Here is a 21,510-nt window from a genome sequence, read left to right as displayed (position 1 = left end):
GACGGCGGCCACGGCGGCATCTTCCAGTACCACGAGCAGTTCGTGCCGACAGCCCTCGAGTTCTTCGGCCGGCCGTAGGGCCGCGATGCGGTCAGTGAACGGGCCGAGGACGTTTGACTCAGAGCCGTGACACCCGGTGGGCGTCACGGCTCTCGTCACCTGTTCGACGTAACCGACCTGCTCACCTCTCGGCTCTGTGGCGCCGAGGCGGTCGTCGTGCAGGATGGCGATGCGGAGACCGGTCGACGTCCCGTACGGCCACCAGGACCCAGGCCCAGGACCCGCACTGCCGCTACGGCGTATTTCGAACAGGCGCAGAGTCAGCCGCCGTACGAGCGGAGGACCCCCGCGCCGGCCGCTCCCGGGATCGCAGTTGCCCCGGGGACCACCCGCTAACGCGGCACCGGCGTCCGGGCCCGTGCCAGGTCATCCAGCCTGTGCTGACGTGCATCGCGCGAAGGCGAGGGCGTTCTCGATTCCCTGCTCGAGGACGTCGTCGGAGAGCTTTTGGTCGGAGAGCGCGCGGGACAGCTGCAGCGTTCCCACCGCCAGGGTGAAGAGCCCGACGGCCTGACCGCGGGCGGACTGCGGATCCTCGGGTGCCAGGCGGGCGGCGAACTCGTCCACGATGGCTTTGGCACCGTGGGTGTAGGCGTCCTTGGTTCCGTCACCGCAGCGGCCGATCTCGTCCAGCAGGGCGGCGTTCGGACAACCGTTGCCGGGGTTGTCCCGGTGCTCGGGCGACAGATACGAGCGGATGAGATCCTCGAGGCCCTCGCGGCCGGGCCGCAGCGTGCCGAACTGCTCCACCTGCGCGCGCAGCTGCTCGGCGACGACGTGCGCGACGAGGTCGTCCTTGGACTCGAAGTGGGCGTAGAAGGCCCCGTTGGTGAGTCCGGCGTCCGACATCAGCGTGGAGATGCCGGAGCCGTCGATGCCGTCCTGCTTGAAACGGTGGCCGGCCCGCTCGATGATCCGCTGCCGCGTCACCTGCTTGTGCTCCTTGGTGTAGCGCGCCACAGGGTTCCTCCCCAACTTTGCCGGGCCATTGCCTCGTATCCCATCCTAATCTATGGTCTGACGTATGTAATATTACGGTCGACAGGTGATGGTGGGACCGGTCTGCCGCCCAGCGGACGGCAGACCATGGGCCCGCGTGGTGACCGTTACCCGGCGCGACCGCCCCCACCCGCAGAACCAGGAGAGCGATGATGCTCAGCCCGAGCCGCAACGTGTCGCGACTGCTGACGGACACCGCGTCCCGATATCCCGAGCGCACCGCGATCGTCTTCGGTGACGACCGCATCACGTACGCCGCCCTCGACGCCGCCGCCAACCAGGTCGCGAACCTGCTCGTCTCGCGCGGGATCCGGCCGGGCGACAAGGTCGCGCTGTCCTGCCCCAACCTGCCCCACTTCTCCAGCGTCTACTTCGGCATCCTCAAGGCCGGTGCCGCGGTCGTGCCGCTGAACGTGCTGCTGCGGTCCGGCGAGATCGCCTATCACCTCGCCGACTCCGACGCGAAGGCGTACTTCGCGTTCGAGGGCACGCCGGAGCTGCCGATCGGGCAGGCCGCGTGGGAGGGGTTCGGGGCGACCGAGGGCTGCACCGAGTTCTTCCTGATCGAGAGCGGTGCCGCCGCGCCGGCCGGGGGAGGGACGCCGGAGTCGTATCAGGCGGTCGTCGCCGAGCAGCCCGTGACGTTCCGTACGGTCGAACGCGACGAGGACGACACCGCGGTGGTCCTCTACACCTCCGGTACGACCGGCCGTCCCAAGGGCGCGGAGCTGCGGCACCGCAATGTGTACGACAACGCGCTCATCGGCCGCGACCTGTTCGCCGCCGATTCCGGGCGCCCCGACACCTACTTGTGTGTGCTGCCGCTGTTCCACGCGTTCGGCCAGACCGTCGTCCAGAACGGGGCCTTCGCGTTCGGCGGCACGATCGTGCTGCAGCCCAGGTTCGAGGCGCAGGCGGCCCTGCGTCTCATGCTCGACCACGACGTGACGTTCTTCGCCGGGGTCCCGACGATGTACTGGGGTCTGCTCGCGGCGCTCGACGAGACGGTCGACGTCGCCCGCCTGGCGGCGAACCTTCGCGTGGCCGCGGCCGGCGGCGCGGCGCTGCCCGCCGAGATCCACAAGCAGTTCAAGGACCGTTTCGGCGTGACGATCCTCGAGGGCTACGGGCTGTCCGAGACCTCGCCGATCGCGTCCTTCTCCCGTTTCGGCGAGGAACCCCGCGTCGGCTCGATCGGAGTGCCCATCCCGGGCGTGGAGATGAAGCTCGTCCGCGACGACTGGTCGGATGCCGAGGGCGGCCCCGAGGAGATCGGGGAGATCGCGATCAGGGGACACAACGTCATGAAGGGCTACTACAAGCGGCCCGGCGCGACGGCCGAGGCGATCCAGGAGGGCTGGTTCCGCACCGGCGACCTCGCCCGCAGGGACGAGGACGGCTTCTACTACATCGTCGACCGGTCCAAGGACATGATCATCCGGGGTGGCTTCAACGTCTACCCGCGCGAGATCGAGGAAGTGCTCGTGGAGCACCCCGCGGTGTCGCTGGTCGCCGTGATCGGCGTGCCGCACGAGTCCCACGGCGAGGAGATCAAGGCCGTCGTGGTGAAGGAGGCAGGCAGCGGCACGACCGAGGCCGAACTCATGGCCTGGGCGAAGGAACGGCTCGCCGGGTACAAGTACCCGCGCATCCTCCAGTTCGTCGACGAGCTGCCCCTGACCTCCACCGGCAAGATCCTCAAGCGCCAACTCACCTGAGCAGGCCGGCTGGCTCTGCTCAGGCGGCAGGGCCGGCCGGCCGAGCCAGGCGGCCGAATCTGAGGTGGGTCCGCGACGGCAGAGAACCGCGTTGTCCCAGAACATCATGTGGTCGTTGACGGAGGCCTCCGGCACCTTTCTGTCCGGAGAGCCAGTGCTCGACGATCTTCCGGTCCCGCACCCGGAAGATGCCGACGACCGCCCGCCCGCCTGAGCCCGGCGCCGCGGTGCAGTGGCCGTGGACGGCGCCGAGGTCGCCCTTCGGGCCGTGGCGCTGCCGGGTCCGCCGGTGCCGCCGGGGCGTCTGGCACGTGATCGCGTGGTGCACGCGATCCTCGGCAAGCTCGACGGGCATGGGATGGGGCTGAGTCCACGTCCCGTGCGGCGAGTGCGGATTCGTTGCCGCGGGGCGGGACCTCGTGGTCATCGCCGGCATACCGCTCGCGTCGCGAGCGCAGGTTCACCGCTGCCTGGCTGTGCCGTGCGTACGCCGAAGCGCCCGAGGAGGCGATGGCCTCGGGCGCCGGGCGCAGGGGGCTGGGTCAGGCGGCGTAGGCGGGGTAGTCGGTGTAGCCGGCCGCGCCGCCGACGTAGAAGGTGGCGGGGTCGGGGGTGTTCAGGGGCGCGCCGGCGCGTAGGCGCTCGACCAGGTCGGGGTTGGCGAGGGCCATCGAGCCCACGGTGATGACGTCGGCGATGCCGTTGGAGATGTCCTTGGCGCGGGTGGCGATGTCGGTGCCGGCACGGTTGAGGATCAGCGTGTGGGGCCACAGCTCACGCAGCGTGCCCAGGAGTTCTTCGTCGCCGCCGTGGGCGAGGTGCAGGTAGGCGAGGTGGAGGGGGGCGAGGGCGCGCACGAGGTGCGGGTAGAGCTCGTGCGTGTCGTGCTCCGCGAGGTCGCCGAGCTGGAAGGGGTTGCCGGGGGAGAGTCGGATGCCGGTGCGGTCGGCGCCGATCTCGTCGGCTATGGCGGTGGCGACCTCCACCGCGAAGCGGATGCGGTTGTCGAGGGAGCCGCCGTACTGGTCGGTGCGCTGGTTGGTGCTGGGGAAGAGGAACTGGTGGACCAGGTAGCCGTTGCCGCCGTGGATCTCGACGCCGTCGGCGCCGGCCGCGATGGCGGCCGCGGCGGCCCGCCGGAAGTCGTCCACCGTCGCGGTGACCTCCTCGGTGGACAGTGCGCGCGGCTCCGGCATCTCCTGCATCCCGGAGCCGGTGAACGTCTGGCCTGCCGGCTTGATCGCGGAGGGAGCCACCGGCTGCCGGTGGTGGGGGGTGTTGTCGGGGTGGGAGATCCGCCCGGCGTGCATGAGCTGGATGACGATGCGTCCGTCGGCCTTGTGTACGGCGTCGGTGACCTTGCGCCAGCCGGCGATGTGCTCGTCGGTGTAGATGCCCGGGGTCACCGGGTAGCCCTGGCCGTCGGCGGAGGGCTGGGTGCCCTCGGTGATGATGAGGGCGTGCGAGGCGCGCTGGGCGTAGTACTCGGCGTTGAGATCGGTCGGCACGCCGTCCGGGGTGGCCCTGCTGCGGGTCAGGGGGGACATCGCGAGACGGTGCGGCAGGGAGATCTTTCCGGCGACGGTCGGGGTCCACAGGCTGTCGAGCATGCGTGATTCCTCAGGTTGTTGGTGGCGGACATCCGGCAGACCCGCGTTCCGGGCTGTCAATCCGATGAGGCATGTGAATCCGATGAGGCATCCGCCATGAGGATGAATATTTACATTACGAACATAATCCTTTGCGCGGCTGCTTACTCGTCGAGGAACTGAAGGGCGTGCTTCAGGAACCGCTCGGGGTACTGGAAGTGCGCTCCGTGCCCGGCGTCGGGGTAGATCAGCAGCTGGGCGTTGGGGATGTTCTGGGCGAGGTGCCAGGAGTTGATCGAGGCGATCATCACGTCGTTCTCGCCGTTGAGGACCAGCGTCGGCTGGGTGATCGCGTTCAGGTAGGCGTAGGGATTCTCGCCGGGCAGGGGTTCGGCGTAGGCGGCAACTGCCTCGAGCTGCGCCTGTGCGACTGCGAGCGAGCTCGGCGGGTCCTGGTCGGCCCGCTGGTGGCGGCGCTCCCAGAAGGCCCGGCCCGCGTCGACCGCGGCCTCAGAGCGGCCGAAGAACAGGAAGAGGAAGTCCTCCACGGTGGGGACCGGATTCGTCGCCACCTCGGGCACCTTGGGGTCCATCGTCGGGTCCCCGCCGCGGAGGCCGGTGCCGAGCAGGAGGAGCTTGCGCACCAGCTGGGGGTGGCGCAGCGCGACTTCCTCTGCCTGCCAGCCGCCGATCGAGAAGCCGAGCAGATCGACCTGCTCCAGCCCCAGCGCCCGGATGACCGCGGCGATGTCGTCGGCCATGTCCTCCATCCGGTTGCGCGGGGTGCCGGATGACGAGGCGATGCCGCGCCCGTTGAACAGGATGACCTCACGGCCTTCGGCCAGGCCGTCGGTGAGCAGCGGGTCCCAGTGGTCCATTCCCCCGCGGAGGTGCTGGACGAGGAAGATCGGGACGCCGGAGGGCTTGCCCCAGCGTCGGTAGGCGAACCGGTCGCCGTCGACCTCGACGTACTGGGTCGGTGCGGTCGCGTGCGTATCGCTCATGGCCTGGGCCTTTCTGGAGGGGATGAGCAATACGATGACGGTCGTAATTCAAAAAGTCAAGCTCTTAGATGTCGAACGACATCTATGTATGCTTGGCTGTCGAGCGTCGACCGTGGAAGGGCGGCTGGACATGCGAGTGACCAAGGCACAGGCGGAGCAGAACCGTGCGCACATCGTCGCGACGGCCGCCCAGCTGTTCCGCGAGCGCGGCTATGACGGTGTCGGCGTGGCGGAACTGATGGCGGCCGCCGGGTTCACCCATGGCGGGTTCTACAAGCACTTCCGCTCCAAGGCCGACTTGATGGCCGAAGCGTCCGCGAGCGGGCTCTCGCAGATCGCGGCGCGGGCAGAAGGCCTGGGCCCCGCCGAGTTCGTCGAGAGCTACGTCTCCCGGGAGCATCGCGACGGGCGCGGCGACGGCTGCACCATCGGGGCTCTCAGCGGCGATGCCGCACGTCAGCCGGCGGACATCAAAACAGAGTTCGCAGCCGGGATCGAGAACCTGCTGACGGCCCTTCAGCCCGCGAGCGGCACATCGGGGGATGCAGACCAGCTTGCGGCCCGCACCATGGTGATCGACATGCTCGCCCATTCGGTCGGAGCGATCATGCTGTCGCGGGCATGTCCCGACGATTCTCCGCTGGCGGACGAAATCCTCGATGTCTGCCGCAAGGAGATTCTCGCCTCGCTGGCAGACGGCAGCGGTGACCAGTCGGCGGCACTGGGCCCGAAAGCCTGAGCTTGTCCTTCGTGGTCGGCGGTTTCGTTTGAGGCCGGCAGCGCAGGCGGGCGGTGTCACCGTCGATCCGGACGATGCACTCTTTGAACAGCGCCATGGGCAGACGTTCCATGATGGGCTTGATGGCCTGGGCTGTTCGAGAGCCGTCGGGGTCCGAACAGTGTGGGGCGTGCAACGCCCCACGCCAGGGGCACGCCGGTCGGCCTCCCGAGCCGGTCCAGTGTGCGATCGAGCCGCAGGTCCCCGTTCTCGCAGGTCACGCCTCTGTACTGCGAGAACGAGCGATCAGGCAGTGCGGTCGGTATCGCGTGACACTACTGGCAGGCGGTTTCTTTCAGCTGCGGGGAGGAGTCCTCCACCCGCAACGCAAAGGCCGCAGCGCCGGCGTAGGAAGCCTCGACGACAAGAACGGCGATGAGCAGCGCATGGGGCCACCCATCCACCGCGATGCTGACCAGGCGCCCCACAGCCAGGCCGCTCATGAAGGTGAACAGCGTGATGAGCGAAGTCCTGGTGTAACGCGCGTTAAAGGCTCCCAGGCAGAACAAGATCGCCATGGCTACGAACAGTGACCCGGAACCGCTCCTGAAAATGTTCGCCTCCGATGGTGACTGGATGTCGACCCCGTAGACGTCGAGCAAGAGGTGGGGAGCCAGGAGATAGATCAACCCGATCACGGCGAGCCCGAGGCCCGCGGAACCAAGAACCAGCTCTTTCAGACGCATCTTTCTGATACCTCCGGCGTGGGAGCTCATCGAAGAAGCTCCGGAACATGCGGCACGAACTGCTCGTGGTGCTTGTGGTGCTGGAAGACGCCGCCATGGCCGGCATCGGGGTAGCTCGTGTGGGAAGCCTGCGGTCGTCCTCGCCGTACGCGACCAGCACGGGACGCCGGATCAAGGAAGTCCAACCCTCTCGGTGAGGTGCCGGACACAGCCTCCGTGTTCGGGCCCCGGCGGGCGGGGCGGTGCCCTCCGGCCGGGAGCTGGCGGCCGGGCCGCCGTGGAAGCGTGCCCGGCCGCCATGGGGCCCTGGTGGGCCGGGGAGGGAACCCGCCCGGGGTGTCGCGGCGCCCACGGGCGCCCAGTGGGGCGCTGCGGTCGGTCGTGGGCGCCGCCGGGGCGATCAGAGGGCTTCGCTGACCCGGCCGATGTACTCGCCCAGCTGGTACTCGACGTCGAGGCCCTTTTCGGCGACCAGTGCGCCGAGCCCGACCGCACGCGCGGCGAACCCCGGCTGCGTCAGGGTGCCCGCGAACTCGCCGAAGGCGGCGACCAGGTGGGCGTCCGGCGGCAGTGTCGCCCGGTTGACCTGGGACTTCGCGGTGGCAATTGCCTGCCGGTCGAAGGAGGCGAGGCGGGCGACGGTCGCGTCGACGAAGGCGTCGAGTTCCGCGTCGGGCAGGGTCCGGGTGACCCATCCCCAGCGTTCGGCCAGGTCGGCGTCGTAGTCGGCACTGCCGAGGATGGCCTCGAGCGCCCGGTCGCGGCCGATGGAGCGCGGGAGCCGCTCGGCGCCGCCTCCGCCGGGGACAAGGCCGAGGCCGACCTCGGGCTGGCTGAAGAACGCCTTCTCGCGGCTGGCGTAGCGCAGGTCGCAGGCGAGGGCCAGCTCGTTGCCGGCGCCCCGGGTACGGCCCCGGATGGCCGCGATACTGACGAACGGAGCCTTGCTCAGCCGCAGGACCATGTCGGTCCAGAGCGGGTTGTCGTCCTCGTGCTCGGGCAAGGGAAGGTCGGCGGCCGCGGCGGCGTCGAAGTGGTTGATGAAGAAGTCGGGGAGTTCGCTGGCGAAGACGACGACCTGGATGTCCGGGTCGTTCTCCAGCTCCGAGACGATCTTGTGCAGCGTCACGATCGACTCGGGAACCACCAGGTTCACGGGAGGATTCGAGAACGTGATCCTCGCGGTCCGCGGAGTCGTCCGCTCAAGGCGGATCGTGCTGGGCTGGCTCATGGCGTGGTTTCCGTTTCATGGAGGGGGCTTGGGCTTGCGTGGCCGTGATCGCGTCCGGTGACCACGGGGCTGTGGGGTCTGGTGGGGTGCGGGTGTCGCCGACTTGTCAGTCGGAGCTGCATCGGCTGTGCCGGCCCCGCCTGCACCCGTGCGGCAGGGTGTGGCCTCTGTTCGTTCGAGCTGATGGCGAGCCGGCGCTCGTTCCCACCATTTATCTTACGATCGTAATGCAATATGCCGGGAAGTGACTCGCCAGGCAAGACCCGACATGCGGGGGAATCATCGCCGGCCGTTTCGCACGTATGGCCGACCGGCGAACCGCAGCCGTCGAGACCGTCCGGAAACGCATGGGAGCGGGAACGGTCGGGCGGGCGAAAGAGATCCTCACTGTCGAGCGACGCCGCCGCCGGGATCCTCACGGATGGAGAGGAGGGCGGTAGTGACGATCAGACTGTCCAGTGCGGTGATGAATCCGGCCACGCTGGTGATGACCACGCCCGGATGGAGCTGCCGCCTCGAACCGGTTGCTTGTGCTGCTGCGTCGTGACGGTCCCTTGGTGGACGCACCTGGCGGTTGGCCGGTGGAGGCGCGGCTCCTCAGGGGAGCTGCGGGTAGAGCGCCGAAACGCCCCCGGACAGTGCTGCCTGTGCCTGGCGGGCCGCGTTGTCGGCGAGGATCTCGTAGGCGCCGGCGGCGATGCCGTCCACGGCGATGCGCGCGATGTCGGCCGGGTCGGACTTGGGCGCGTCGACGGCTCGGACCATCTCGGTGTCCATGTAGCCGACGTGCAGTCCGGCCACCCGTATGTTCTGGTCGGCGAGTTGCACGCGCAGGGCGTTGGTGAGCGACCACTCCGCGGACTTGGCGGCGCAGTAGGCGCCTATCTCCGGGAAGCTGACCCAGGACAGGCCGGACAGGACGTTCAGCATGGCCCCGCCGCCGTTGGCCGCGATCTGGGGTGCGAAGGCGCGGGCCACCGTGAGGGTGCCGAGGTAGTGGGTGTTCATCTCCAGGCGGATGTCGTCCAGGTCGGCGGTGAGCAGGTCGGCTCCCGTGGAGGAGCCGGCGTTGTTGACCAGGACGGTCACGTCGCCGGTGGCCGCGGCGGCTGCCGCGACGGAGGCGGGGTCGGTGATGTCGAGTGCGATCGGCTTGGCGCCGGGCAGGTCGACCTGGTCGGGATTGCGGGCGCCGGCGTAGACGGTGGCGCCGCGGCTGAGCAGTTCGGCGGCGAGGGCCCGGCCGAAGCCCCGGTTCGCTCCGGTGACAAGGGCGGTGCTGGCGGAGAGGTCCATGAGGGTTCCCGGTGAAGTGGAGAGGAGGCGACCAGAGCGCTGATGGTGTGGTGTGACCCAGGTCAATTGAATTACGGTCGTAATAGTAAGCAGGCCGAGTCGGTGATCGCAACCGATGCGCCTGGCGAAACACTGCGCCGGGCACCTTGCCAGAGCGCCGTCAAGGAGCTGATCGACGCGGGCAGGGCCAAGCGCTTCGGCCTGAGCGAGGCTGGCCCGCAGACCATCCGCAAGGCGCATGCCGTGCACCCGGCTTTCGTCTGCAGGCCGAGCACTCCTCTTCGAGCGGGACGTCGAGCAGCTCTTCACGGTCGTGGATGAACTGGGCCTCGGCTCCGTCGTCCACTCACCTCTCAGCCGCGGCTTCGTCACCGGCACCGCCAAACCCGCCGACGAACGCGACGTCACGACATGCGCCACGTCGACCGCCGGCAGCTGGCGACTTCTCCGCCTGTACGCCGCTCCGCCTGAACCGCGTACATGCCGAAGACGCCAGGCCGCGGGCCAGGTCCACCCCCATCAGCCGGCCCACGCCGGGCGGGCCGGTCGCACCGGCCAACACGATCACACCGAGCGTCACCCCCAGCAGCACGACGTCCAGGAACGCCATCACCACGACCGCCGCGACGAAGGCCATCGCGCCGGTGGCCGCGGAGACGACCGCCTGGGTGCTGACCGCCCGCGGCAGCGTGGTGTCCGAGGCGACCCTCGACATCAGATCGCCCGGCGGGATCCGCCCCCGACATGCCGTCGTCGACGCCCCTGACGGCCGGCCCGCACAGCGGCACCACGTTCGACATCATCGGCAGCGTCGGAATCGCGATCCTCGTGATCGTGGGCGCGACGGTGGCGATGGACCGCCTCCCGAGACTGCGCCGCCTGGCCAGGCCGGTCGTCGCCGTGGGCACCATGTCCCTGACCGCCCACGTCGGCCACTTCCTCGCACAGACCGCACTGTCCACGCCCGCCGGAACCGGCACCCAGCAGTCCTGGCTGCCCCTGATCATGTACGTCCTCGCAGCCATCCTGTTCGCCGCGATCTGGTCCCGCTTCTTCCGCCGCGGCCCCCTGGAGTACCTGCTCAACGCCGCCACCAAGCCTGCGAAGCACATCCGATGAGACCCGGGCCAAGGTGTGAACCTCCGCACTCCACCCCGGCCCGGGCCGCTCATGGACCCAGCATCTGCTCCTGGACCGGGTGTGCGCCTCCGTCCAGGGCGCGTTCTGGGCGCAGGTCGGACGCACAACGATGGCTGAACGGGGCCGCCCAGGTGGGTGTCACCTGGGCGGCCCCGTGTCGGGTGGGGGTTCAGCCGGTCGGGCCTGCCGGGGCCGTGGTGGTCTTGAAGCCCTCGGTCTTGTCGGCCTGGAGGGCGAACTCGTTGGTGAACGTCTTGCTGAGATCCACCGAGCCCGTCACGTCGCCGACCAGCTGTTCCGTGGCCAGGGAGGTCTTCGGGCCGCCTGCCGGCATGATGCCGTCCGGGAGGAACTGGCCCTTGTCCTGGGTCAGGGCCGTGATGTAGTCGGCCTTGCTGACCAGTTGGTTCGACACGAACGATGCCGGCAGCTTGTTCGCTATGTCGGCCGCGCTGTGGGTGTCGATCCAGTGCATGGTGGCGACGAGCGCGTCGACGACCTTCTGCACGGTGTCCTTGTGCGAGTTCACCCAGTCGGTGCGGGCGAGCACACCGGCCGCGGGGTAGGCGCCGCCCATCGCAGCTGTCGTGCCCTTCGTGGTGGCCAGGTCGATCGCGGACGTACCCAGGCCCTTCTTCTCGATCGCGGCGACCGTCGGCTGTGTCGTCATGACACAGGCGACCTTGCCGTTCTGCAGCGCGGCGATGGCGGTTGAGCCCGCGCCGACCCCGATCCGGTGGAACTGGCTGGTCTTGACGCCCTTCTTGGCGGCCAGGAACTGGGTGAGCGTGTCGGTGCCGGAACCCAGGTCGGTGACGCCGACGGTCTTGCCCTTGAAGTCGGCGCCCGAAGTGACGCCCGACTTCTTGGCGCACATCTCGCGCTCGCCCGGCGCGCCGGAGAGCTGGACGACGTCCTCGACCGCCTTGCCCTTGGCCTGGAACTCGATGGTGTGGTTGTACCAGGCCCCGGCCATGTCCACCTGCCCCGAGGCCATGGCCTCCTCGGCGCCGACGCCGCCGTCCTGCTCGGTGCTGAGCTGGACGTCGACGCCGTACTTCTTGTAGAAGCCCAGCTGCTGAGCGAGCTGGTACGGCAGGTAGATCTGCTTGTCGAGGCCGCCGGCCATGAGCTTGACGGTCGGCGTGCCGCCGGAACCGCCGCTCGAAGTGCCGGCGCTGGAGTTGCCGGAGCAGGCGCTGACCGCACCGAGGGCGAGGACGGTGAGGAGAGACGCGGCGACGGCGACGGGTCGTCTGGACATGGCGGGCCACATTCCTTTGCTGAGGTGGATCAGAGGGGAGGGAGGGGGTCAGAGGGCGTTCGAGGCCTCGGAGGGGGCCGGCGGGCGCCAGGACAGCAGCCGGTGTTCGAGCTTGCCGATCAGCCACTCGGCGCCGAGCACGATGACCGAGATGACGAGCATCGTGGCGAACACGCCGTTGGGGTCGAAGTTGTTCTGCGCGGTCTTGATGACCAGGCCCAGGCCGCTCTGCGCGCCGAGCACCTCGCCGACCAGCGCGCCCACGATGGCGAAGCCGAAGGCGCTGTGCAGGCTGGCGATGATCCAGGTCAGTGCGGACGGCACGATGACGTGCCGGATGATCTGCATCTGGGAGGCGCCGAGCACCCTGGCGTTGGCCAGAATGTTGCGGTCGACCTCACGCACGCCCTGGAAGGCGTTGAAGAAGACGATGAAGAAGACCAGTACCGCGGCGAGCAGGATCTTGGGCAGCACGCCGATGCCGAACGCGACGATGAAGATCGAGCCGAGGACGATCCGAGGGATCGCGTTGACCATCTTGATGTAGGGGCCGAGCACGTCGGAGAGGTAGCGGCTCTGACCGAGTGCGACACCGAAGACCACTCCGGTGAGGGCCCCGAGCGCGAAGCCGGCGAGCGCCTCCTGGATCGTCGTCCAGATGTTGGCGTAGAAGGAACCGAACTCGGTGCCGTTCTGGAAGAGGTCGACCAGCCGTCTGGCGATGCCGGAGGGCTGCCCGAAGAAGAACGGGTCGACGATCCCCCAGGTGGTGAAGGCCTGCCAGCCGCCGATGACGAGGATCGCGAGGCCGATACGGCCCGCCCACACCAGGGCGACGCGGCGCCGCAGAGCGCGCTTGGCGGCGGCCGCGCCCGAGCCCGGCGCGCCGACCTCGACGGGAGCGGGCGAAACAGCGGACGTCGTGCTCATGCCGTACCTCCTGCGGTGCGTGCGTAGGCGCGCTCCACCTCCTCGCGCAGCGAGTCCCAGATCTGGTGCTGGAGTTCGGTGAACCGCGGCTGGAAACGGATCTCCTGGACCGAGCCGCGCGGACGGGGCAGGTCGATGTCGAAGACCGCCTTGACCGATCCGGGGCTGGACGTCATGACGACGACCCGGTCGGCGAGCGCCACCGCCTCGTCGAGGTCGTGGGTGATGAAGATGACCGACGGACGGATCTGCTCCCACAGACCGAGCAGCTCGGTCGACATGATCGCCTTGGTCTGCACGTCCAGGGCGCCGAACGGCTCGTCCATGATCAGGATCCGGGGTTCGTTGATCAGCGCCGCGGCCATCGCCACGCGCTTGCGCATGCCGCCGGAGAGCTGGTGCGGGTAGCGGTCCTCGAACCCCGACAGACCCACCCGGCGCAGCCAGTCGCGCGCCGTCGCCTGGGCCTGCTGCTTCGGCACCCTGCGGAAGACCGGGCCCATCAGCACATTGCCCAGGACGGTCTTCCACGGCAGCAGCGCGTCTGCCTGGAACATGAAGCTCACGCCGTCGGTGACGCCGTTCACCTCACGGCCGCCGACCTTGACCGAGCCCTCGCTGGGCCGGTCGAGCCCGGACACCATGCCCAGCGTCGTGGACTTCCCGCAGCCGGTCGGGCCCACCACCGCGCAGAACTGGCCGGGCTCCACGGTGAACGAAACGTCCTGCAGCGCCGTGAACACCTCGCCCGCGGGAGTCAGAAACCGTTTGGTGAGTCCGGAAATCTCGACTCGCGCGCTGTCCTGGCCGGTTTTCTCGGCGACCGGGCTCACCGCCGCGTCGTTTCGCGAAGCCATCTGAGATCGTCTCCTTCCTGACCTCGGAGGTCGAGGAAGGCAGACGCTAGAGGCCGCCGGGTGTTACGTCGCTGTTTCCTCCGTATCCCGCGTTAGCCGTGTTAGCCGTGCTTTTGCTCGTTCTGCTCAACGGCCGGGGGTGGGCAGAAGGCCGGTGCCGGGAGCACAATCACGCCACCACGGGTACGGCGCAGGGGCCGCCCCCGGCCCCGCACGACAGGCAGAGACACCCGTGACACGCATCCGCATCCCGATCGGCCGCGGTGGGAAGGGGCGGCTCTCCGCGCGGATCCTGGCCAACCAACTGGTCATCCTGGCGCTGACCGGGCTGATCGGTTTCGTGCTGTTCGCCTTCGCACAGCGAGGCGAGATCGACCGTGCCTACGAGAAGCGGGCCCTGGCCATCGCCGAGACCACGGCGGCGGAACCGCAGATCCGCCACGCCATGCAGTACGGGGGCGGCGGCGACGTGGTGCAGACGGTGGCCGAGCGGATCCGCAAGGCGTCGGGCGCGTCGTACGTGGTCGTGCTCGACCTGCGCGGTGTCCGCCACTCGCACCCCGACCCGGCGCTGGTCGGTGAACCGACCGGGGACCGGATCGTGGTGCTGGACGGCAGGACGCACGTCGGCACCGACCAGGGCGCGACCGGGCGCTCCGCCAACGGCAAGGCCCCGCTGTACGGGCCCACCGGCAAGCTGGTCGGCGAGGTGTCCGCGGGGATCCCCGAGCACTATGTGCTGGGTGAGCTGTGGCGTGAGCTGCCCACCTTCGGCCTGTACAGCGCCGTCGCCGTCGCCCTCGGCTCCACCGCCGCGTTCCTCCTGGCCAGGCAGCTCAAGCGGACGACGTTCGGGCTGGAGCTGGAGGAGATCGCCGGGCTGCTGCAGGACCGGGAGGCGATGCTGCACGGAATCCGTGAGGGAGTCGTCGCCTTCGACCCGGACGGCCGGATCACGCTGGTCAACGACGAGGCCCGCCACCTGCTGGGACTCGGCACCGCGCTCGGCAGCACGCTGGCGGAGGTCCTGCCCGACGGGCGGCTTCGCCGCGCCCTGGACGGCACCCTCGCGGGCGGCGACATCAGCGTGCTCACCGACGACCACTGCCTGGTCGTCAACCGGATGCCGGTCGCCCTGCACGGCCGGGAACTGGGCGCCGTGGTCACAGTTCGCGATCGCACCGAGCTGATCGGTCTGCTGCGCGAACTGGACTCGGTGCGCGGGCTGACGGACGCGCTGCGCGCCCAGCAGCACGAGTTCACCAACCGTATGCACACGGTGGCCGGACTGCTGGACATCGGCGACCACGACGCCGCCTACGAGTTCGCCGTCGACACGGCCGGTGCCGAGCAGGCGCTGACCGAATCCGTACGGGAACGGATCGGCAACCCGCTGCTCGTGGGACTGATCGTCGCCAAGATCACGGTGGCCGCGGAACGCGGGGTGCGGATCGTCCTCAGCGAGGACTCCGCCCTCGGCGAGGACCCGCCGCATCTGCGTCGGCTGCTGACCATCGTCGGCAACCTGCTGGACAACGCGATCGACGCGTCCGCGACCGGACCGGCGCCGTCGGGCGGTGCCGAGGTCTGTCTCACGCTGATCGAGGCCGTCGGCGCGGTGCGGGTGGAGGTGGCCGACACCGGTCCCGGCATCCCGCCGGACAGCGCCGAGTCCATCTTCGAGGACGGCTGGTCGACCCGTCCGGACCGCGGCACCGCCCGGCGCGGCCTCGGCCTCGCGCTCGTCCACCGGCTGGTGCAGCGGCACGGCGGCACGATCGCCGTCAGCGAAGGCCCCGGCGCCGTCTTCACCGTGATGCTGCCGGTGCCCGATAACGCGCCCGGCCCGCGAGGCGCCCTGTTCACGACGGCTTCGCCGGTACTGGACGGCGTGGCAGGAGGTGATCGCTGGTGATCCGGACCCTGGTGGTGGACGACGACTTCCGGGTGAGCCACATCCACTGCGACTACGTCTCCCGCGTCCGAGGCTTCGAGGTGGTCGGCCAGGCGGCGACCGTGGCCGAGGCACTGGCCGCGGTGCGCGACCTCCATCCCGACCTGCTGCTGCTCGACATCTTCCTGCCGGACGGCAGCGGACTGGACGTGCTGCGCCGGCTCAGCGGCGACGAGGGCGGCGACCGCCCCGACGCCATCATGATCACCGCCGACCGGGACATCACCTCGGTACGGATCGCGATGAAGCTCGGCGCCGTCGGATACCTGGTCAAGCCCTTCGGCGCACCCGACCTCGCCGAGCGGCTCACCGCCTACCGGGAGCTCCAGCACCGTATGGACGCCTTGGGCGCGGTCCCCGAGACCGAACAGGCTGACGTGGACGCGCTGTTCAGCGCCGCCCGGCCGCCGGCCGTGCCCCGCGTCCCCGCGAAGGGGCACTCCGCGCCGACGCTCGCCCTCCTGCACCAGACCCTGCGCGGAGCGCACGACGCCCTGTCGGCCGCGGAGGCCGCCGAACGCACCGGGGTTTCTCGTGCCACGGCTCAGCGATATCTCTCCTACCTGGTCAAGGAGGGCATGGTCCGGCTCGAACTTCGCTACGGGGCCACCGGCCGCCCCGAGCACCTCTACCGCATCGCGCACTGAGCGGACGCAGGTGGCTGGTGAGGCCGGGCACCTGTCGGGTGCCCGGCCTCGGTGTCTCACAGAAGAGTGCCGGTCAGCTGAGGTAGCCGCTGGTGTCGACGATGAAGTCGGCTGTGCCGTCGCTGTTGTTGTAGATGCTGATCTGTCCGTTGGTGTCGGTAGGGGTGAGGGTGAGGTTGGCCATGGTGTCGCCGGTGCCCCAGTTGAGGTTGCTGGTGGCCGGCTTGCCGACGCTGGTCGGGTAGACGGTGGCGTATCCACCCGCGGTCGGACCGTTGACGGTGACCATCGCGGCGAGGGTGGGTGTGGTGGCCATGGTGACCTGCTGGGTGATGGCGGTGGTGAGGGTGTACGCGCTGTTGGCGGCCACGGGGATGCTGGTTCCGCCGATGCCGCTGCGGGTGTCGACCAGGCGGGTGGGATTGAGGGTGTGGAATTTCTGGCCGGTCGTGCTGGTGGTGTAGTAGCCGGAGATGTCGGCCAGGACTGCGGTGGCGTTGCCGTGGACGGAGATGGTGATGGTTCCGTTGGTGCCGATGGGGACGTCTCCGGAGAGTGAGGCGATGCTGTTGCCGGTGTTGAAGCTGAGGCTGGTGTCGGTCGTGGGGGCGTAGCCGGTGGCGTATGCCTGGAGGTAGCCGGTGCCTACGGCGTCGGAGGCGGCGAGGTCGACGGCGACGCCGGTGGCGTTGGCGGGGACGCCGTTGAGGCCGGTGATCTGGAGGGTGAAGTTGGCGCCGGCGGCCACGGTGCCGGTGCTGGTCAGGCTGGTGTGGGCGACGCTGGAGCGGGTGTCGAGGGCGCGGACGGCGCTGGTGAGCGGTGTGTAGGTCTGGTCCCCGGTGATCGTGGGGTCGCTGGTGAAGTAGCCGGTGAGGTCGACGACCAGGGCGGCGGTGCCGCTGCTGCCGTCGACGTGGGTGTAGAGGTCGATCTTGCCGTCGTTGCCGACCGGGACGATCTGGTAGCCGGTCGCGGTGACGCCGGAGGCGAAGTTGGTGGACGAGGTGATGGGGCGTTGGGTGCCGTCGGCGTAGGTGGTGACATAGCCGGAGTCGCTCTCGCCGGTGGCGGTGACGTCCACGGCGACCGCGGTGACCGAGGCGGGCACGGTGCTGGGGACGCCGCCGACCGGTGAGGTGACGCTGTCGCCCGCGATCTTCAGGCTGGTGACGGAGCCGGACGCGATGGTGCTGGTGCCCGCGGTGACGCCGGTGGTGTAGGTCAGGCCGCTGCTGCTGCGGGTGTCGAGGATGCGGGTCGGGGTGACGGCCTGGTGGTAGCCGGCCGGGGTGTAGGGCTGGGCGGGCGGGACGACGGAGCCGGTCCAGGTGCGGACGCGGGCGAGTTCGCCGGTGAAGTAGTCGGTACGGGCGGAGGCGTTCAGGGCGTCGCCGAGCTGGAGGTTTCCGCTGGCGCCGGTGCTGGGGGCGGTGTGGTCGCCGGTGGCGACGAAGACGTCGTCGACGTAGAGGTTCATCACGCCGGTGGTCTTGTCGTAGGTGGCGGTCAGGTGGGCCCAGGTGCCGAGGTGGACGGTGCCGCCGGTGACGGTGTCGAAGGTCCAGGCGGTGCCGGAGCCGGTGTTGAGGCTGAACTGCCAGCCGCCGGTGGTGGGCAGGAGCAGGATGCCGGAGTCGGCGCTGCCGCTCTGGGAGAGGACGGCGCCGCCGTAGGCGGTGGGGTCGGCCCAGAGGGACACGGTGAACGACTTGGTCAGGTCCAGGGCCTTGGCGCCCTGGAGGTAGTCGTGGTCGCCGGCGTCGAGGGCGACGTCGGGGTCGAACAAGCCGCCGGTGGGGGCGGTGACGCCGCTGGTGCCGGTGAGGGTGATGGCGCTGGTTCCGGCGTCGTCGGCGGTGAGTGCGGTGGTGTCGTAGTCGTTGAGGGGCCAGTCGTGGGTGTCGGTGCTCAGGGCCTGGCCGGTGGGGGTGGTGAAGGTGGCGGTGGTGCCGGACAGGGTCATCTCATGGGCGGTGGCGGTGCCGGTGCTGCCGACGGTCCACAGGTCGGGTGTGCCGTCGTTGTTGATGTCCGCGGCCTGGAGGGTGGGCTGGCTGCTGGAGTCCCAGCCGGAGGCGGCGGCCTCGGTGGAGGTGAGGGTGGTGTCGGTGGCGCCGTTGGAGAGGGCGTCGTAGGTCAGGGTCTGGAGGTTGGCGGGGCTGAGGTACCAGAGCTGGCCGTGGGAGGGATCGCCGGTGTCGGTGCTGGTGTCGCGGGCGAACAGTTCCGGCATGCCGTTCGCGTCGAGGGTGCTGGTGAGGGTCCAGCCGCTCCAGCCGGTGGTGCAGCCGGTGGTGGTGGCGGTGTTCTGGGCGAGGCAGTACGGGTTGTAGTCGGCCAGGTCGGTGGCCTGGTCGGCGCCGGGGTACAGGCCTGCGGCGGGCGCGGAGTTCTCGTCGTAGAGCGAGCCGTTGATCACCAGGAGGAGGTCCGGATAGCCCGTGGCGGTGTTGCCGTTGACCGTGTTGTAGAGGCCGCCGCCGCCGGCGATGGAGGTGGCCGGGGTGGTGGTGTCGGTGGTGGTGCCGTCGTCGTTGAAGGTGGTCGTCGTCAGGGCGAAGACGCCGGTGGCGTTGGTGACGGGCAGGGAGTCGACGGGCTGGAGGTCGGTGCCGTCGCCCTGGCCGCGCAGGATCTCGCCGCTGACGGCGCCGGTCGAGTTGTCGTAGCCGTAGTCGAGGACGTCGTTGAAGCCGTTCCCGGTGAAGAAGTGGCCGGTGACGGCCTGGGTGCCGGTGAAGGAGGTGGCGGTCTGGGTGGTGGAGACGCCGTTGCCGTCGATGCCGATGTTGCGGGCTACGGGGTTGAGCTTTCCGCCGCCGTTGCCGGTGGCCTGCCAGAGTCCTGCGGGCAGGGAGTTCTTGCCGCCGACCGTGAGCAGGTCGGCGTTGCCGTCGCCGTTGAGGTCGTCGCCGGTGGCGGTGGCGGGGGCCTGGGCGATGAACCGGTAGTCGTAGGTGTCGCCCACGTTGCCGCTGCTGCCGACGGCGGTGACGGTCAGGACGTTGGTCTGGGTGGTGGGCTTGAGCGAGATGGTGGCGGTGTAGGGGCTGGAGCCGGACGCGCTGACGGTGACCGGGTTGCCGCCGTTGAGCTGGTAGCGGTAACTGCCGGGTGCGCTGGTGGTGTTGGTGTCCGTGATCGTGAAGCTCGCCGATGTGCCGACCGTGCACAGGCTGTCGCCCGAGGGGCTGTCGGTGAGTTCGGCGCACTCGCTGGTGGTGGAGGTGACGGCGTTGACGGTGGGGGCGCCGGGGGCGGTGGGGTCGTAGTAGAAGTGGCAGGTCTTGGACTGACTGCTCGTCAGATGCTGGTCGGTGACGGTGAGATACCAGGCGAACTCGGTCTTCGCGGTGAGCGCGTTGAAGGGCCCGGAGGCCGTGTGGGAGTAGAGGGTGCTCGCGGTGGTGCCGCTGGTGGCGTTGATCGCCCGGGTGTAGGTCGTACCGCTCGCCATGTTCTTCAGCGTGAAGTTCGCGGTGAGCGGGCTGGTGGTGCCGTCCGGGTCGGACACCGCGGCGCGCAGGGTGACGTCACCCAGTCCCAGTGAAGTCGGCGTGGTGGCTGTGCAGTTGGTGGCCGGGCTGGTGGTCAGCGAGGTCGGGGTGGTGGGGGTGTGGTCGTAGGTCGTGGTGATCGTGGCCTGCTTGCTGAACTGCTTCCACGCCAGGTCGTCGCTCTCGTCGGCGGCGAGCAGGCCGAAGGTGGCCTTCGACCAGTGGTTGTCGGCGGCGCGCTGCATCAGCGAGGTGAGGGAGTACGTGACGTCGGCGGGGCCGCAGGAGGTGGACCAGCCGTGGGCGACGGACTGCGAGCCGATCTTGCTGAGCCGGGAGGGCTGGTTGTTCCACGTGGTGGACGAGGAGATCGAGCCGGTCCAGTACAGGTCGAGGGCCCTGGCGGTGCAGGAGGCCGACCAGTTCTCGTAGAAGGAGATGTCGGAGGAGATCACCGTCGAGTTCCACAGGGCGCTGTGGACGCTGGTCTGGAAGAACGACCGGTTGGTGGAGACGTCGGAGGTCCAGTCGGTGTAACCGACGTGCAGGGGGCCGGGGTTGGAGGAGCCGGGCTTCCAGAAGGCGGTGTTCGGCCACTCGTTGTCGACGAACGCCCATGCCTGGACGGTGTCGGTCTGGCCGGATGCGGTGAAGGTGGGGTCGATGTAGACCGGGTAGGTGGTGTGCCCGCCGGTCAGCAGGCCGCGGTCGGGGGACAGGCCGATGCGGCCCGCGCGGTAGGTGGCCTTCAGGCTCGCCCTGCGGGCCGCGTCGCCCGGAGCGGCCGCACTGGAGGCGAGGGGGGCGCCGTTGTGCCGGTCCACGCTCTGGCCGGTGTGCGGGTCGGTCGCCTTCGGGGTGTTCGCGGCGGGCCGGGTGGAGTCCCACATGGTGGGGGCGGTGGCGGAGAACAGGGTCCGACCGGCGCGGTCCTTGGCGGTGATGTCACCGGCCTTGTCGCCGGTCAGGGTGACCCCGGTGGCCTTCGTGGCGAGGGCCAGGGCGGTGAGGGCGGGGTTCGCGGCGGCCTTGGCGTTCTTGACGACCAGGACCTCGCTGAACCCGCCGCTGTCCTGTGCGGTGACCGCGAGATCCACGTCGGGGAGCACGTCGTGGTACGTCGCGGTGGGGCCGGACAGGGTGGGAGTGCCGAGCGCGAACGCGGAGGGCAGCGACACGGCCAGGGAGCCGCTGCCGGCCCGCATGGTGGCCAGGGGCGTACCCGCCGTGCCGCCGGAGAGGGTCAGCGAACTCGTCGCCACCTTGGGGGAGATCGTGCCGTCCGCGTGCCGGACCAGCGTCGCGTCCAGGCTCTTCCATCTCCCGTCCACCAACTTGCGTACGGGCGCGATCGTCTGTCTGAGCGTCAGTGTGCCGTCCGGGTTGGCGGTGAGCGTGGAGGAGTCCGTCGTGGCCGCAGTCGCCTGGACCGGTTTGCCCGTGGAGCGTGCCTTCGCGAGCGCCTGGTCCTCGGTCAGGCCCGGGGAGGAGCCGGCCGGTGTCCTGGTGGCGGTGGGGGAGTGCGCCGGGACGGCGGCGTTGGCGAGAGCGGGGCTGCCGACCGCGCCGGCGACCGCGAGAACGGTGGCGCCGACGACCGCGCGGCGCGCCCATGAGCGGGGCGGAGAAGCCGACCCATTCTTTTGCATTTCTTTCCCCCAATTCCTGGGTTGCTAAAGAAGTCAAAGCGTTCTGCAAAATCCGGTTGGGAAACCCTTGGTGATCGGCCCGCTGATGGGCCCGCATCGCGGATATCCAAGGCCGCGTCACCGTATGGGGAGTTGAGGCAGCATGCGAGTCGATGTGATCCAGGTCACACGGAATAGGCGTCGTGGATGTATGGATCTGTCGCCGTTT

At 69.5% G+C, this 21,510-nt stretch carries 15 protein-coding genes and 1 pseudogene; 5 read left to right on the top strand and 11 right to left on the bottom strand.

The window, feature by feature from the left end:
* Positions 1–426 precede the first annotated feature (426 nt).
* A complete protein-coding gene (locus AB0D34_RS15405) occupies positions 427–1,020 on the bottom strand; it encodes a TetR/AcrR family transcriptional regulator (protein ID WP_362661626.1) in 594 nt (197 codons plus the stop codon).
* 191 nt (positions 1,021–1,211) lie between these two features.
* Between AB0D34_RS15405 and AB0D34_RS15400 the strand changes: the two genes are divergently transcribed.
* Entirely contained in the window at positions 1,212–2,777 is a 1,566-nt protein-coding gene (locus AB0D34_RS15400) for a long-chain fatty acid--CoA ligase (protein ID WP_362661624.1), read from the top strand.
* A 542-nt stretch (positions 2,778–3,319) separates the two neighbouring features.
* Here AB0D34_RS15400 and AB0D34_RS15395 read toward each other — a convergent pair.
* Entirely contained in the window at positions 3,320–4,387 is a 1,068-nt protein-coding gene (locus AB0D34_RS15395) for an alkene reductase (protein WP_362661622.1), read from the bottom strand.
* 143 nt (positions 4,388–4,530) lie between these two features.
* Positions 4,531–5,370 (bottom strand): alpha/beta hydrolase, encoded by an 840-nt coding sequence (locus AB0D34_RS15390; RefSeq protein ID WP_362661620.1) that lies wholly within the window; start codon positions 5,368–5,370, stop codon positions 4,531–4,533.
* Positions 5,371–5,500: 130 nt separating this feature from the next.
* On the opposite strand from AB0D34_RS15390, the gene AB0D34_RS15385 reads away from it, so the two are divergent.
* Positions 5,501–6,109, top strand: coding sequence for a TetR family transcriptional regulator (locus AB0D34_RS15385; protein ID WP_362661660.1), 609 nt, complete (start codon positions 5,501–5,503; stop codon positions 6,107–6,109).
* 314 nt (positions 6,110–6,423) lie between these two features.
* Here AB0D34_RS15385 and AB0D34_RS15380 read toward each other — a convergent pair whose 3' ends face one another.
* From AB0D34_RS15380 to AB0D34_RS15365, 4 genes are all read right to left on the bottom strand, one after another.
* Entirely contained in the window at positions 6,424–6,834 is a 411-nt protein-coding gene (locus AB0D34_RS15380) for a DUF4345 domain-containing protein (protein ID WP_362661618.1), read from the bottom strand.
* A 400-nt stretch (positions 6,835–7,234) separates the two neighbouring features.
* Positions 7,235–8,065 carry an enoyl-CoA hydratase/isomerase family protein gene (locus AB0D34_RS15375; protein WP_362661617.1) on the bottom strand — a complete coding sequence of 277 codons (831 nt, stop codon included), beginning with the start codon at positions 8,063–8,065 and terminating at the stop codon, positions 7,235–7,237.
* A gap of 597 nt (positions 8,066–8,662) precedes the next feature.
* Positions 8,663–9,361: an SDR family oxidoreductase gene (locus AB0D34_RS15370; protein ID WP_362661615.1), complete on the bottom strand. Its 699-nt coding sequence runs from the start codon at positions 9,359–9,361 to the stop codon at positions 8,663–8,665.
* Positions 9,362–9,707: 346 nt separating this feature from the next.
* Entirely contained in the window at positions 9,708–10,076 is a 369-nt protein-coding gene (locus AB0D34_RS15365; RefSeq protein WP_362661613.1) for a hypothetical protein, read from the bottom strand.
* Between the two features lie 14 nt (positions 10,077–10,090).
* On the opposite strand from AB0D34_RS15365, the pseudogene AB0D34_RS15360 reads away from it, so the two are divergent.
* Positions 10,091–10,480, top strand: a pseudogene (locus tag AB0D34_RS15360) (DUF418 domain-containing protein); the annotation flags it as partial.
* Positions 10,481–10,670: 190 nt separating this feature from the next.
* Here the strand turns inward: AB0D34_RS15360 and AB0D34_RS15355 are convergent.
* The 3 genes from AB0D34_RS15355 to AB0D34_RS15345 are packed head-to-tail and all read right to left on the bottom strand — an operon-like array spanning position 10,671 to position 13,552.
* Entirely contained in the window at positions 10,671–11,765 is a 1,095-nt protein-coding gene (locus tag AB0D34_RS15355) for an ABC transporter substrate-binding protein (RefSeq protein ID WP_362661611.1), read from the bottom strand.
* A gap of 48 nt (positions 11,766–11,813) precedes the next feature.
* The gene (locus tag AB0D34_RS15350; protein WP_362661609.1) at positions 11,814–12,695 is read right to left on the bottom strand and encodes an ABC transporter permease; all 882 of its coding nucleotides are present in this window, start codon (positions 12,693–12,695) and stop codon (positions 11,814–11,816) included.
* The gene (locus AB0D34_RS15345) at positions 12,692–13,552 is read right to left on the bottom strand and encodes an ABC transporter ATP-binding protein (protein WP_362661608.1); all 861 of its coding nucleotides are present in this window, start codon (positions 13,550–13,552) and stop codon (positions 12,692–12,694) included. Before AB0D34_RS15345 ends, AB0D34_RS15350 begins: the two co-directional genes overlap by 4 nt.
* A gap of 232 nt (positions 13,553–13,784) precedes the next feature.
* On the opposite strand from AB0D34_RS15345, the gene AB0D34_RS15340 reads away from it, so the two are divergent.
* A complete protein-coding gene (locus AB0D34_RS15340; RefSeq protein ID WP_362661606.1) occupies positions 13,785–15,467 on the top strand; it encodes a sensor histidine kinase in 1,683 nt (560 codons plus the stop codon).
* On the top strand, positions 15,464–16,153 hold the full coding sequence (locus tag AB0D34_RS15335; RefSeq protein ID WP_362661604.1) for a response regulator: 690 nt from the start codon (positions 15,464–15,466) through the stop codon (positions 16,151–16,153). Before AB0D34_RS15340 ends, AB0D34_RS15335 begins: the two co-directional genes overlap by 4 nt.
* Before the next feature lie 73 nt (positions 16,154–16,226).
* Here AB0D34_RS15335 and AB0D34_RS15330 read toward each other — a convergent pair whose 3' ends face one another.
* Positions 16,227–21,302: a LamG-like jellyroll fold domain-containing protein gene (locus tag AB0D34_RS15330; RefSeq protein ID WP_362661602.1), complete on the bottom strand. Its 5,076-nt coding sequence runs from the start codon at positions 21,300–21,302 to the stop codon at positions 16,227–16,229.
* Positions 21,303–21,510 lie beyond the last annotated feature (208 nt).

This window comes from Streptomyces sp. NPDC048420 (assembly GCF_040651535.1).
In the GTDB taxonomy this organism is placed as follows: domain Bacteria; phylum Actinomycetota; class Actinomycetes; order Streptomycetales; family Streptomycetaceae; genus Streptomyces.
This window is presented reverse-complemented; position numbering and strand designations above follow the sequence as displayed.